This window comes from Fulvivirga sp. (assembly GCF_040218215.1).
Lineage (GTDB): Bacteria > Bacteroidota > Bacteroidia > Cytophagales > Cyclobacteriaceae > Fulvivirga.
In genome coordinates, this window is sequence record NZ_JAVJQL010000012.1 from 200,524 (window position 1) to 215,885 (window position 15,362).

General features: G+C 37.0%; 9 protein-coding genes. 8 read left to right on the forward strand and 1 reads right to left on the reverse strand.

The features are described 5' to 3' along the window. Positions 1 to 99: 99 nt before the first annotated feature. Positions 100 to 1,182: a fasciclin domain-containing protein gene (locus RIB54_RS06975; protein ID WP_350100017.1), complete on the reverse strand. Its 1,083-nt coding sequence runs from the start codon at positions 1,180 to 1,182 to the stop codon at positions 100 to 102. A 256-nt stretch (positions 1,183 to 1,438) separates the two neighbouring features. On the opposite strand from RIB54_RS06975, the gene RIB54_RS06980 reads away from it, so the two are divergent. The 8 genes from RIB54_RS06980 to RIB54_RS07015 all read left to right on the forward strand — a co-directional run bounded on the left by RIB54_RS06980 (position 1,439) and on the right by RIB54_RS07015 (position 15,360). Beyond that, entirely contained in the window at positions 1,439 to 2,215 is a 777-nt protein-coding gene (locus RIB54_RS06980; protein ID WP_350100019.1) for a hypothetical protein, read from the forward strand. A gap of 555 nt (positions 2,216 to 2,770) precedes the next feature. Next, entirely contained in the window at positions 2,771 to 3,148 is a 378-nt protein-coding gene (locus tag RIB54_RS06985; protein ID WP_350067096.1) for a response regulator, read from the forward strand. Positions 3,149 to 3,160: 12 nt separating this feature from the next. Continuing rightward, entirely contained in the window at positions 3,161 to 4,273 is a 1,113-nt protein-coding gene (locus RIB54_RS06990; protein WP_350100021.1) for a sugar transferase, read from the forward strand. A gap of 11 nt (positions 4,274 to 4,284) precedes the next feature. Further along, the gene (locus RIB54_RS06995) at positions 4,285 to 5,472 is read left to right on the forward strand and encodes a glycosyltransferase family 2 protein (RefSeq protein WP_350067092.1); all 1,188 of its coding nucleotides are present in this window, start codon (positions 4,285 to 4,287) and stop codon (positions 5,470 to 5,472) included. A gap of 4 nt (positions 5,473 to 5,476) precedes the next feature. After that, positions 5,477 to 6,385, forward strand: a complete 909-nt coding sequence (locus tag RIB54_RS07000; protein ID WP_350100023.1) for a glycosyltransferase family 2 protein — start codon at positions 5,477 to 5,479, stop codon at positions 6,383 to 6,385. A gap of 6 nt (positions 6,386 to 6,391) precedes the next feature. Continuing rightward, a complete protein-coding gene (gene asnB / locus RIB54_RS07005; protein ID WP_350067088.1) occupies positions 6,392 to 8,278 on the forward strand; it encodes an asparagine synthase (glutamine-hydrolyzing) in 1,887 nt (628 codons plus the stop codon). Then, positions 8,233 to 9,951, forward strand: a complete 1,719-nt coding sequence (locus RIB54_RS07010; RefSeq protein WP_350100025.1) for a dienelactone hydrolase family protein — start codon at positions 8,233 to 8,235, stop codon at positions 9,949 to 9,951. Before asnB ends, RIB54_RS07010 begins: the two co-directional genes overlap by 46 nt. A 90-nt stretch (positions 9,952 to 10,041) precedes the next feature. Beyond that, positions 10,042 to 15,360, forward strand: a complete 5,319-nt coding sequence (locus RIB54_RS07015) for a PKD domain-containing protein (RefSeq protein ID WP_350100027.1) — start codon at positions 10,042 to 10,044, stop codon at positions 15,358 to 15,360. Positions 15,361 to 15,362 lie beyond the last annotated feature (2 nt).

A 15,362-nucleotide genomic window follows, 5' to 3' on the forward strand; every position in this document is an offset into this window, starting at 1 on the left:
TAGATTAACACAATTGAACTGGGAAATATCATAAAAAAAGCCCGAGATAAATCTCGAGCTTTGAAAGAAGTCATTTAAATTCCTTTTTTAGCCGTCTAATTAAGGAACTAACACACCCGCAATAACATGAAGTGTTCCATTTGAAGCACTAAATGCATTTGGTAACGCTACCTCTGCATCCAAATTGGATAATGAAGCACCACCATCTACGGTTATATCACACTCAACATCACCATCAGAATCAATATAAACACCTATTCCATTATCAGCTGCAACCACATCTGTATTATTAAAAATGGTAAGCGTACCTGCGGCTGCAGTAGTAAACTCAGCGCAAGTAACTAAATCAGCTGGTTCAACTAAACCTGGAACTACGTGATTAGCTATAATGCCATACCACTGCTGGCCGGTAAAAGTATCAACTGTTATTGAACCAGCTGTAAATGTTGCATTGGTCGGTGCAAAAACTGTGTAGTTATCAGTACCTGCCAAAATTGAACTCAATGTGGTTAGAGACGCTCCAGCAGCAAACTCATCAGCCTTAGCTATACCAGCTGCTAATGTTGTAAAATCAGACCCTAATAGTACTGGTTGAGATAATTTGCCCAGATTTACACCAATAGCATTGAAGATAGTTGGAGGAATTAATATTGTTTCTACAACGTGCATTACTCCATTGGTAGCAAGTAAATCTGCTTCCAATATAATTACCTCATCATCAGACCCACCAGTCTTAACAGTTCCAGTATTGGAAGCTTCAGTATTCATAACTATGCTTTCACCTTGTGCGGTGGCAACAGAAACTTCGGCTACCAATTGAGTTTTAGTAAAAGCACCACCCGGAACAACGTGAAATGCAAGTACAGAATTAATAATGGCTGGCGCCACAGTAGCTAAGTCATCAGTTCCCAATGTTGCTCTTAACTTATCAAAAGCAGCATTGTTAGGAGCAAAGAATGTTGTTGCCGTTGTTGCTTTTAAACTTGCGTCTAATCCAAAATCATCTATATACCCTTTCAATTCACTCAAATCCTCGTCAGCTGACAAAAGTTCATAAAGTGATTGTGTCGGTGCAGGAGTGCCATCATCATCATCCCCACAACCCATAAAGCCAAGCATAGACCCTACCAACACTATAGCAATCAACTTGCTGTATAGTGATGTCAAGTTAAAATTTTTCATAAAGTTTGTTTTTTAAAGTTTGCAATCGTTTTAATACTCTAACAAATTAAACAAAAAAAACCATCTATAGTTACGATAACACAAAATAAATTATGCATGCAGAGTTCTTTTTGTGAAATTTAATTTCTTTAAACTTTTCAATAACAATAAATTAAACTGTCAATATCAAAGAAACACTATTAATTAATGGACAAAAAAAGTAATTTCAGATGATTCTATATTGAAGATGATCAAAAAAAGCATTCTTATACTTATTATGATATCCTACTGTTTACTCACATTTGGGCAGTCAACGTTGGAGAATGACCGAATTGCCGAACTATACGATCTAATTCATGACATGACTCCCCTTTATGGCTCTGAAGTGTACATATATGACTATAGACTCAAAAACAAGAGAACAATAAAGGATAGTACGTTTGTAGCCATGTTCTCAATTGTGGATAACCAGGACATTGAAAACGATGTATTCTATGATACACTCAATCTATTGGTGACCAAGTATTCGATTGACAAAGATGGCTACATTCCTAAAGAGACCTTTTTGCTAAATGAATCGAAACAGGTTATTGAGCACAGTATTGTTAATAAGAATTTAGAAGTGCTCGCAAAAACGTTCTATAAGTATAAAAACACAATGCTAGCCTCCGAGGAAGCCTATACAGGGTACGCCTACCTGGAAAATCCAAGAATGATCTCACAGATTTCCTATTTCTATGAGGATGGGAAACTTCTTGAAAAAACAAAAAAATACAGCCTTAACGGTGAGCATTGGATTCAAACGTGGAAAACTAAGTATGACCAGATTGGAAGAAAAATAATACTTGAAGAAACCGATAATGGTATTACAACTAGTTATGAATATAAGTATAATACCCAGCATCAAATAGAGCAAGTATCTATCGTCACAAGCGATGAAAGAAAAAGTATTAAAGAAATAAAGTATTATTCAAACGACAGGCCTAAATCAATTTTCTGGTATTGGGTCAAGAAAAATAAACCTATAAGGATGACTAAGTATTTTTACCAATAGCATTCTTACAACAACTACCTCTCATTCAATTTTCCGCCAAAACCTTAAGGCCAAGGGCATTTTACAGTAATGATAGATTGAATGACTATTAACCTATTTCAATCTTCACCCTTTTCTATTCCATTTTGGTTCAATTTTCACCCTTATGTCTAACATTTTTGAACTATACCAAGACAGTTAAAAAACATCAAGTGGTTTATAAGGTCATCATCTATAGTATTAAGAGAAATTAATTAAAACGATTTAAAATGGATCAGAGCATATTCTCAGTATCAAAGTGCAAACATTGTTATTAAACTAAAAACTTACATGGTAATATAAATTATCCAAGACCCTTGAATTATTGTAAATTCATATTTTATTATATAAATATTTATATTTATATTTATATTCAAGCTACGTAAAATAATCTCTAGTAAGCTTGTGTTTAATGCAAAACATGTTTTATCTTCGTGTTCTGGCTTATTAACAATGTTGTCTATAGATGGATTTATAACCCCTCAAAGCGTTTTAACTCCTCTATAAAATTTACTGTTTTAACTAAAAGTTTCTTACATGAAACCAGTTATTTTAGTCATAGAGGATGATCAGGCCTTATGCTGGCTGATTGAGAAAGTCCTCAGTAATGACTTCAATGTAACAATTAAAAGAGAAGGTGTAACTGCTATGGAGTGGTTACTAGAAGGCAACATTCCAGATTTGATTTTATGTGATTTTGTCCTTCCAAAAATAACAGGGTTGGATTTTTTGCAAAATCTCACAAACAGTGGAGTATTTAAAGAAATACCAGTGATTATGTACACAAGTCATGCAGATGAACAATTAAGACAAAAATGTTTTGAAGCAGGGGTTTTGGAAGTCATTGAAAAACCTTTTGATCCCCCACAACTAATTGAGACCATTAATGATCTTATTAAGACAGCAAAAACGTAAAACACTTAGGAAATGAAAGATGCCATAACACTAAATCACCTTTCCAGCAGGTCTGAAGAAAACTCTCCAGTATATGATAAAAAGTTAATGATCATATCTGCCCTGGATAATTTGGACGGTTTATCTAAGTTCTATCCGTATTCTAAAGTTGCTAATTCACATAAAGCTTTAGTAGACCTTGTAGATGTATCATGTGAAAACCAACCCGATGCTGTAGTTTACTACGTAAACGAAGTTAATGAAGCAACCCTGGGTCAAATGCGGTATGCAAAGCAAATCCTGAGCAAATGTGGTGTACCTATTGTTGCAGTTGGCCCAACCTTTTCTGACTTGGAAAAAAAGAAACTCCTAAAAAATGGTGCTGATGATGTTCTTTGTAATAATATAAATCCAGAGAGCTTAAATTACTGGATTGATTTTTTAAAGCTATTTAAAAAATTATCTAATTCCTCAGAACAGAGATTACAAATCGAACCGTTTAATTTTAAAATATCTTTTCACAAGCGGCTTTTTGATCTTCTGGTAGCAGGAAGTGTGCTCTTAATAATTAGCCCAATTATGCTTTTAATCGCACTGATTATCAAGCTAGAATCCAAAGGGCCAGTATTTTATATTTCTCAAAGAGCTGGTAGCGGGTATAAAATTTTTAATTTTTATAAATTCAGATCCATGTCAAATGGAGCTGATAAAGATTTAAGCAAATTGATGCATTTGAATCAATATGGTGGATCGACAGAAGTCAAAGATCATGGCTCAAATCCAGTATTCTTCAAAATTAAGGATGATCCGCGCATCACAAAGTTTGGCCAGTTTCTTAGAAATACAAGTTTGGACGAGTTACCTCAATTGATTAATGTTATTAAAGGTGATATGTCAATTGTGGGTAATAGACCACTTCCACTTTATGAAGCACAACAATTGACTAAAGATGACTGTGCAATGAGGTTTATGTCAGCTGCTGGAATTACGGGGCTTTGGCAAGTAACCAAGAGAGGAAAGACAGATATGTCTGAAGAAGAAAGAATTAAGTTGGATATTGACTATGCTAATAAAAATTCTTTCATATATGATATAGGGCTAATTTTAAAAACATTTCCTGCCCTAATTCAAAAGGAGAAAGTTTAAGACTTATTTAAGTGGATGTATTTTTCTGGTCAGAGATTATTTTACTGACATACTTTGCTTATGTGGCAACATATTCTGCGGTTTTCTCATTGGCAGGAAGAATGTATGTTGTTAAAACGGGAAATTTATCTAGCGCTAAAAATTATAAATTTGCGGTTTTCATTCCAGCTTACAAGGAAGATGGGGTAATTATAGATGTAGCAAAACAGTCTCTAAACCAAAATTACACAAACTACGAGGTAATAGTTATTGCAGACAGTTTGCAAAAAAGGACCCTTGATAGACTTAGGGAACTTCCAATAAAAATCATTGAAGTCTCATTTGAAAAAAGTACCAAAGTAAAAGCGCTCAACGCAGCATTGGCTCAATATGATAATCAATATGATTATGCTGTTATTCTTGATGCTGATAACATAATGGAGCCCAATTTTATCTCTACTTTAAACAAGATCCATCAGCTTGGCTATCAGTCTATTCAAGGAAGAAGAGCAGCAAAAAACATCGATACTACAATGGCCTTCCTAGACGGGTTGAGCGAGGAGATAAACAATCATATTATGTGCAAAGGTAGCACGGCTCTAGGCCTGTCATCATCACTTAAAGGTTCCGGAATGTCTTTTAACTACAAGCTGCTAAAGCAGAACTTAGGAGAAATGGATTCTATTGGTGGATTTGATAGAGAGTTAGAATTACGTCTGGCAAATAAAGGTTATAAGTCTATATATGTTGATAATGCCATTATTTATGATGAAAAGGTATCCAATACTAAGGTGTTCGAAAATCAGCGTAAAAGATGGATATCAAGTCAGTTCTACTATTTAAGTGAGTATTTTCAGGTAGGCATGTTTGCTTTTTTTAAAGGCCAACTCGCTCTTTTCAATAGTACGATTCTAAGAAATATTCAACTTCCAAGACTTCTTAATTTAGGGCTACTTGTAATCTTCACGCTGTGCTCTGGACTCTTTTCATTTTGGCATTCTACGCTTTATATTTATTGGTTGGCAATAGCTATTATTACTTTTGGAGCTACATTATTAGCTATACCGAATGAATATTATGGAAAACAGCTTTTACAAGCGATTATTTCCTTGCCAAAAGTATTCTTGAAAATGTTTTTCCTGCTTTTTAAGCTAAAGGGTGCCAATAAAAAGTTCATCCATACACCCCATACTTCTAATAGTACCAGCAAAGATTCTTAATGTAGTGAAGACTAATATTCAACCACGAGTCTCAATAATTACCATCAATTATAATGCAGTTGAGGCTACTTTAGATTTGCTTGATTCACTTTCTGAGATTTCATACCCAGCTATCGAAATAATTGTAGTAGATAATGCCTCAAAAGTAAACCCAAAAGACATTCTTCTTAAAAAACATCCCGAAATTAACCTCATCTTAAGCGATAATAATTTGGGCTTTGCAGGAGGCAACAATTTGGCTATTGAAAAAGCCGAAGGCGAATACCTGCTTTTTGTTAATAACGATGCTGTTTTGACCAAAGGTTGTATTGAGGCCTTAATTGACACCTTCAACCAAAAACCGGATGCAGGGATGGTAAGCCCCAAATTTCACTTCTACAACCAGCCTGGAATTATTGAGTATGCTGGATATTCGGATATTAATTCATTTACCGGCCGAAATGTTACAATTGGAAGTGGGATAAAGGATAGCGGTCAGTTTGACACAATAGGCGAAACTCATTTTTGTCACGGTGGCGGAATGATGATTCCTAAAAAAATTGTAGATGAAGTCGGCCCCATGCCAGAAGAATATTTTTTATACTATGAGGAGTTTGATTGGTGTGAACAAATAAAAAAAGCTGGGTATAAAATATATTACCAACCAAAGGCTCTCATAAGGCACAAAGTGTCAGTATCAATTGGCAACGATAGTCCGCTAAAAACATATTACCTTACAAGAAATAGAATATTGTTCATGAGAAGAAATAAATCCTGGGAAAAATATTTCATATTCTTGATCTTCCTGTTTTGTATCACTATACCTAAAAATTGTATCGTACTTCTGGCGCAAAGAAAATTTAAACACCTAAATGTTTTTTTAGCTGCTGTTTTGTGGAATTTTGGTTTCAAGAAAGAAATGAAATTAAATTAATTACTCATGTGTGGAATTGCAGGTTTTATTGACTTTACAAAAAGCACTTCTAAGGATACTTTAAAAAGTATGACAGATCAACTTCTTCACAGAGGGCCTGATGACAGCGGACTCTTTCATGAAGAAACTGATCATGCCACTATAGGTCTTGGCCACCGCAGGTTATCAATAATAGATTTAAGCAGCTCAGGGCATCAACCCATGATGTTCAATAATTTCACAATAGTTTTTAATGGTGAAATTTACAATTATAAAGAGATACAGGAATCACTTAGAATTGAAGGTTACTCATTCAATTCAACTTCAGATACCGAGGTAATATTGAAAGCCTTCGATTGCTGGGGCACAAAGGCTGTCGATCGATTTATAGGCATGTTTGCTTTCGTATTATATGATAAGAGAAAGCAAGAGGTATTTATCTTTAGAGACAGAGCTGGAGTAAAGCCTCTTTACTTTTATCATAAAAATGGGGTAATGCTCTTCGCTTCAGAAATTAAAAGTTTTCACCAACACCCCGCTTTTGATAAAATACTTGATCATGACAGTCTGGCTTTATTTCTTCAATACAACTACATACCAACACCTTATTGTATATTCAAAGACACCGTAAAATTGGAGCCTGGGCACTTTTTAAAAATTGACCTAAAGAGCAAAAAAGTGATTAAGGAAAAATACTGGGATGTGGTAGATTGTTATAATCAACCCAAGCTTGATATTTCATATGACGAGGCTGTACTTGAGACAGAAAAAATTCTTAAAAAGGCATTTTTATACAGAATGGTGGCTGATGTACCAGTGGGCCTATTTTTAAGTGGAGGTTATGATAGTACAGCTGTGGCTGCACTTTTGCAAAGTCAAAGCACAGATAAACTTAAAACATTTACCATTGGCTATGCAGAGGAGGCTTTTAATGAAGCTCCAGAAGCAAAAAAGGTTGCTGAATTCCTCGGTACCGATCACACCGAACAATATTGCACAGCTCAAGATACTGCAGAAATTCTAGGGCAGCTACCGTTTATTTACGATGAACCTTTTGCTGATAATTCTGTAGTGCCAACATATTTGGTTAGTAAACTAGCTAAAACAAAAGTAAAAGTTGCATTGTCTGGGGATGCGGGTGATGAAATATTTGCAGGTTATGATAAGTTCAATAGAGCAATAAAATTTACTAAATACCCCCCTGCCCTTCAGTCACTGATGAGTGCTGTAATGAAAAAGATTCCTTCCAGAAAAATCCCTGTACTCAACAAAACCTACAACTTTGCCACCAGGTATGATAAAATGCAGGAAATATGGGAGCATCAGGATCCCAACGTAGCAATGAAAGTCATATCTCAATTTATTACTGAGACAGAAGCGAGAGCCTACCTTCAGGAAGACTTTGTCAACAAAAAAACCTTCTTTGATATTGCGGATCAGTTAAGTGGAGAGAACGATGGCCTCAATAAGTTATTGGCCGTAGACTATAAAACTTTTTTACTAGATAACAACCTTACTAAGGTGGACAGAGCAACAATGGCTGTCAGTATTGAAGGAAGAGAACCCATTTTAGATCATAATATTTTAGAATTTGTAAGTCGATTACCTGCAGAATATAAAATTAGAAATGGTGAGAATAAGCACATACTTAAAACCATTGTTCACAAGTATGTCCCACGTGAAATAATGGAGCGACCAAAGAAACCTTTTCTTGCTCCTCTAACTGTTTGGTTTAAAGATACTTTGAAAGATTATTATTACGAATATCTTGATGAAAACAAGTTGAAACAAGATGGGGTATTTACTTCAGAAATTATTAGCTTAAGGAATGATTATTTAAAAGGTAAACAAGTTAATCATCAAAAATTATGGAACATATTAATGTTTCAAATGTGGAAAGAAAAGTGGCTATGAGATTACTTGCCATTTTTTGTCTATTACTCTTTAATATTCAATTAAGCGCTCAATCTTTAGACTTCAAACATTCTAATGAAGGCTTTAATTTTTGGGAATCTTTGCCTAAAAATTATACCCCAGATCAAACCTATCCATTAATTGTTTTTCTACACGGCAGAGGAGAAAGAGGTGATGGCACAAATGAATCAGCCAATAACATACTGACATGGGGGCCTCTAAGACATATTAAACATGATAGATTCAAATCTTTTACCTTCGAGGATAAAAAATATTCATTTATCGTAATAGCTCCGCAGCTAAACAAACCGACCTCATTGTGGGAACCAGGACTAGTTGATGAGGTTATAAATTATGCAATTTTAAACTATCCGGTTGATGTAAGTAGAATTTACCTTACAGGTTTAAGTATGGGCGGTAATGGTACATGGGTATACGCATATAGTGACTACAACACTCAAAATAGATTAGCTGCTATTGTCCCAATTGCATCATGGGGCAATATCGATAAAGCATGCAAAGTTGCTTCAAGAAACATACCTGTTTGGGCCTTTCATGGAACTGATGACAATGTAATTGCATTCGATAGAGGGAAAGCTGTGTTTGATGCAGCCCATTCTTGCATGAAAAATAATATGCCTGAAATGAAATTCACAGCTTATGAAGAGACAAAACATGACTCCTGGCAAAAGGCGTATGACATAAGAAACGAATATCACACTCCAAATGTCTATGAATGGATGCTGTCACATACTTTAGAAGATGAGCAGGCAAGTAAAGTAAAAGGAATAGCTGAAAAAAGAACATTAACACCAGAAATAGTATCTGATCAGAAAAATCTTAGCGAATCATCCCCGTTGAAGATAATTGCTAAACTACCTTCTTCTCTTGATGAAAATTCGGGAATGACCTTTGACAGTAACGGTAATATTTGGATGATCAATGATAGTGGAAATGGCCCATTTATCTTTAAGCTAGATACCATTGGAAATGTAATAGGATTTAAAAAAATAATTTACGCTACAAATTTTGATTGGGAAGACATAACAATAGACGATGATGATAATCTATTTATCGCTGATATCGGTAATAACGAAAATCTAAGAAAAAAATTAATGGTGTACAAGATCAATCTTAATGACACCTCTTCCAGGTTGGCTGCAACAACGATTAGTTTCAGCTATGAAGATCAAACTGCATTCCCACCTTCTCCTGATAAAATGAACTTTGATGCGGAATCCATTATATATTTGCGAGACTCACTTTATATTTTTTCTAAAAACAGATCTGAGCCCTTTGACGGAACGGTCAATGTTTATCAAATTCCGGCTCGAGAAGGTGAATATTCTGCCAAGTTAATTGATCAATTAAAATTGGGTTCTGATTCAATGTTAGATAATTGGATAACGGCAGCTGCTCTAAGTAATGACAATAAACATTTGGTATTATTGTCTCACAGTAAATTCTGGTTAATTAGCTGCTTCAAAAACAATAAATTTTCGTCTGGGGAAATCCAGGAAGTACCCTTAAATACATTCTCTCAAAAAGAAAGTGTGAGCTTCTACAATGATGATGCAATATACCTTTCAGATGAAAATTATCGTAAATTAACAGGAGGCAATTTATACAAAATGTTATTAGGAGATTTATTGCATGATTGCAATAATTATTAGAAAAATTAATTGCTTAATCCATAAATTATAATGAATTTTACTTTTTCCGCGTTTGTAGATAGTTGGTATCGTCAACAAATTGGATAACCCATGAAATTGCTCACCCAAATTATAGTATTACTGGCTATAACCATCTCATTTCCAGTAAGATTGTCAGCCCAGCTAACTGCTAAAATGACAAATAAAGGTGTTGGATACCTCGAGCATTTGCCTCCAGACTATGCATTGAATCCTACCAAAAAATATCCATTAATGTTGTTTCTTCACGGAACCGGAGAAAAGGGTGATGGCTCTCCAGCAGCACTTGAAAAAGTGAAGGCCAATGGCCCTCCTAAAGAAATAAAAAATGGACATAATATGTGTTTTGAGGTCAATGGTCAAACTGAGTGCTTCATAGTCATTGCACCACAGCTTGAAAGCAGTAAACCCTCTTGGGGCGTATCGTTAATAGATGATGTCTTCAAATATGTTTTTAATGGCCCTGAAAACTATCGGGTTGACATGAACCGTGTTTACCTTACCGGACTTAGCTTGGGTAGTAATGGGGTGTATAAATATGCCTATATGTCTGTTAATGACCCTAATAAATTAGCCGCTATTTCACCAATTGCTGCATGGGGAGATACTAACCAAGGATGTGTCATATCAGAACGTAAAATCCCACTCTGGGCATTTCATGGTGACCAAGACAATACTGTGGGGTACGGTGGCGGACTCGCAATGTTCAACTCAGTAAAAGATTGTACTACACCCGCTCCAACACAGGAACTAATTTTTACCACTTATGAAGGTGTTGGTCATAACTCATGGTCCAGAGCTTATAGAACTGACAATACTTTACACAATCCAAATTTATATGAATGGATGCTTTCTAAATCCCTAGGCGGAAACCCTACCGCTAATGCTGGAGTTGATAAGGAAATAACTCTCCCTACCAACTCCATCGTATTAAATGGAAGTGGTTCTGACCCTGGAGGCTCAATATCTAATTACAGCTGGATTAAGTTGAGTGGCCCAACTGCAACACTTACCAATGCAAGCACTGCTAATTTAACTGCTAGTAATTTACTGGAGGGAATCTACTCCTTTCAACTCACTGTTACTGACAATGATGGCAATACAGCATTAGATATTGCAACTGTCACTGTTAACCAGGAAGCTGGTAATCTTAGCCCTACAGCTAACGCTGGCAGCGACATACAGTTGGTACTGCCAATAACAAGTACAAATATTACTGGGGTAGCCAGTGATAATGATGGTAGTATAGCTAGTGTTGTATGGAGCCAGATAAGTGGCCCTTCAACTGCTGCAGTTACAGGAACTACTTCTAATACACTAACTGTTTCTAATTTAGTTGAAGGTGCGTACACGTTTCGATTTACAGTCACTGATAATGAAAGTGCTACGGCATTTGATGAAGTAATTGTTGAAGTGATTAATAATGCTACCAATCAAGCACCCGTTGCGAATGCCGGTAGCAATTTCTCATTAAAGCTTCCAACAAATACTACTTCAATCACAGGATCAGGTACCGATTCTGATGGTAGTATAAGTAGTTATCTTTGGGAACGAATTGGTGGGCCAGGGACAATAAGTATTACAAACCCAACAAGTGCCACAGCTACTTTATCCAATTTAGTTGAAGGTGTTTATCACATGCAACTTACTGTTACTGATAACCTTGGGGCAACGGATATTGATGATGTCTATGTAGCCGTGCTTGCAGCCAACGTCAACCCCGTTGCTAATGCTGGCAGTGATATCTCAATAACACTCCCTACTAATTCAAGTAATGTTACTGGAAGCGGTAGTGATGGCGATGGTAGCATTCAAAGCTATGCCTGGATCCAGCTTTCAGGGCCATCAACCTCCACTCTCAGTAATAGTAACAAGGCACAGATGACCGCTTCAAATCTAATTAGTGGCACTTATACTTTTCAACTTACTGTTACTGACAACAATGGTGCTACTGACAATGATGAAATGAGTATAATTGTTAATGCGGCCCCTGTCAACGCCCCTCCTACTGTTAATGCAGGTGATGACATCAGCATTACCCTCCCTACAAATTCGGTTATCCTTAATGGCTCTGCCACAGACAGTGATGGAACTATCGCCTCCTATTTATGGACTAAGATAAGTGGCCCTGCTACATTTAGTCTTTCAGGAACAATTTCAAATGCACTTACTGCCACAAATTTGGTAGCAGGAACCTATACTTTTAGACTTAGGGTTACTGATGATGATGGATCCAATGCAACAGACAATGTAATTGTAACAGTTGCCCCTGAATCAGTTAACCAATCTCCAAGCGCCAACGCGGGGCCAAACAGAACTATAACATTACCCAATAATCAAGTAACCTTTGATGGATCAGGTGCAGATCCTGATGGTACAATCTCCAGTTATAACTGGACACAGATATCAGGACCTTCCACAGCTTCCCTAACCAATAACAGTACTGATGACCTAACGGCTTCAAACCTTATTGCTGGAATCTACAATTTTCAGCTGGAAGTAACTGATGACGAAGGGTCTACGGCTACAGATCAGGTTACGGTTACCGTATCAGCAGCAAATGTTCCTCCAATAGTTTCTGCTGGTAGTGATGTAAATCTTACACTACCTACAAATTTTGTTGACATTGTGGGAACAGCTTCCGATCCGGACGGTACCGTTTCTTTAACCTCATGGTCTCAAACAGATGGAATTAGTACACCATTTACTGTAAATGGCACAACTATTTCAATTACCTCCCTTGTGGCCGGGCATTATACATTTCAGTTTCAGGCAACTGACAATCAAGGAGCAGTATCAACTGACGAAGTGCAAGTTGCAGTCTCTGCAAGCAATGTGCTCCCAAATGTTGATGCAGGCGCAGACAAATCCATAGTACTTCCTACCAACTCGGTTAACCTGACAGGAACTGCCAACGATGCAGATGGAACCATTGTAAGCTATAACTGGACAAAGCAAAGTGGGCCAACCACAACATTAACCAACGCATCTACAACTACACTTACAGCTAACAATCTAATTGAAGGAACTTACGTCTTTAGACTTTCAGCAACTGATAATGATGGGGGGGTTTCCTTTGATAATGTGCAAGTGGTAGTTTTTCCCGCCACCACAAATACGGCTCCAATTGCTAATGCGGGTAATAATATCAGTCTTGTATTGCCAACTAATACGACTAATATCAATGGATCTGGGTCAGATAGTGACGGTTCTATAGTAAGCTATAACTGGACCAAAGTTAGTGGGCCAAATGTAACTATTACCAACACCAACAATTCAACAGTTACATTAACTAACTTATTAGAAGGAACATATTCCTTCAGGCTTACAGTAACAGATGATGATGGTGCCTCTTCAAGTGATGATGTGAATGTGACAGTAAGTCCAGAAGCTGTAAATCAATCACCAGTGGCCAACGCAGGTAATGATATAACAATTACATTGCCTGTAAATAGCACTAACTTGACCGGTAGCGGTAGTGATAGTGATGGCGCTGTAGTGGGCTATCTCTGGGAGCAAGTTTCTGGTCCCACTGCTGCAACAATTACTAACGCCAGTGCAGCCACTGCAACAGTGAGTGATTTGATTGAAGGCACATATACATTCCTACTGACCACGACAGATGATGACGGTGCAGAAGATGGGGATGAAATTGATATAATTGTTTCACCTGAAGGAGCAAATCAGAAACCCTTTGCTAATGCGGGGTCTGATCAAACTTTAAACCTACCCACTAATAGTATAAATGTAACTGGATCAGGAAGCGACCCGGACGGGACTATTACCACGTACTTTTGGACTAAAGTTAGCGGCCCGGGGGCAACGTTATCAAACATCAACACACCAACTTTAAGCATTGCTGAAATGGTTGAAGGAAGTTATGTTTTTAAACTAACAGTTACAGATAACAATAGCGAAACAGCGAGCGATCAAATGAGCATTCAAGTATTAGCTGAATCAATAAACCTATCACCTTCGGTTGATGCAGGGTCTGATATAAATATTGTATTGCCGACAAACAGTACAAGAATGAATGGTACAGCCACAGATACCGATGGCAGTATTGTAAGTACTTTATGGACACAAATCAGTGGCCCTTCATCCGCAGGCTTTTCAGATAACACTGATCTAAATGTTAACATTACTTCATTGATTGAAGGCAGTTACGTTTTTAGACTCACCGCTACTGATGATGATGGGGCAGATCAATCTGATCAGGTTAATGTAACGGTACTTCCTGAGGATACGAATGCTCCGCCTGTTGCAAATGCCGGAAATAATCAAGAAATATTTTTACCAACCAATACCACCAGCCTTAATGGGTCGGGAACGGACAGTGATGGAACATTGGACAATTATTTTTGGGAAAAAGTATCAGGGCCAAGCGTCACAATAACCGATGAAAATTCAGCATCCACCACACTTACAAACTTACTAGAAGGTAATTATACATTGCGCCTCACAGTAACGGATAATGACGGTGCAACACATTCTGATGATGTATTGATAAAAGTATTTGCTGAAAGTGTTAATCAGAGCCCCATTGCCAATGCTGGGGATGATATCTTTCTAGTATTGCCAGATAACAATGTAACCATAAATGGCAGTGGTAGCAGCGACCCAGATGGCACGATTTCAAACTTTACATGGACGGTGATTTCGGGCCCTAACACTCCTACAGTCTCTGGCCAGACTTCCCAAGAGCTTACACTTAATAATTTGATCCAAGGCATTTATAAGGTTCAACTTTTTGTCGAAGATAATGGGGGTCTTTCTAATACCGATGATGTCAATATTTTTGTTGACCCTGAGGACCCCAGTGAAGTAACACCACCATTGGTAGATGCCGGAACTGATCAGGTCTTGGAGTTACCTCAAAACTCAATTCAGTTAATAGGTAAAGTTTTAAGCGGAAGTTTAATCTCTAGTTTTGCTTGGACTAAAATTTCCGGAGGTGAGGCTGATTTAGAAGGTATCGATAATGACACACTCAATATTACAAATTTAAAGATCGGAACATATGAGTTCGAATTTACTGCTACAGATATTGGGGGTCTCTCTGATAGTGATCAGGTCATTATTACCATAGATGGTGAGGAGGCTGTATCCGATCCTTTAGACGGCTCTGATTTTCCGCAAAAAATCTTTAGCCCCAATGGGGATGGAATTGGCGATAATTGGATCATTAATCCAGATGTATCACTAGTGGAAAATTGTGAGTTAGTAATTTTTGACAATAGAGGAATAGAGGTATACGCTGCTAAACCTTATCAAAACGATTGGCAAGGGACATATAATGGAAAAGAGCTTCCTGAAGGCGTTTATTTTTATATAATAAAGTGTGAAGGAAATTCAAAATCTTACTCCGGCAGCATAACACTACTTAAATAACA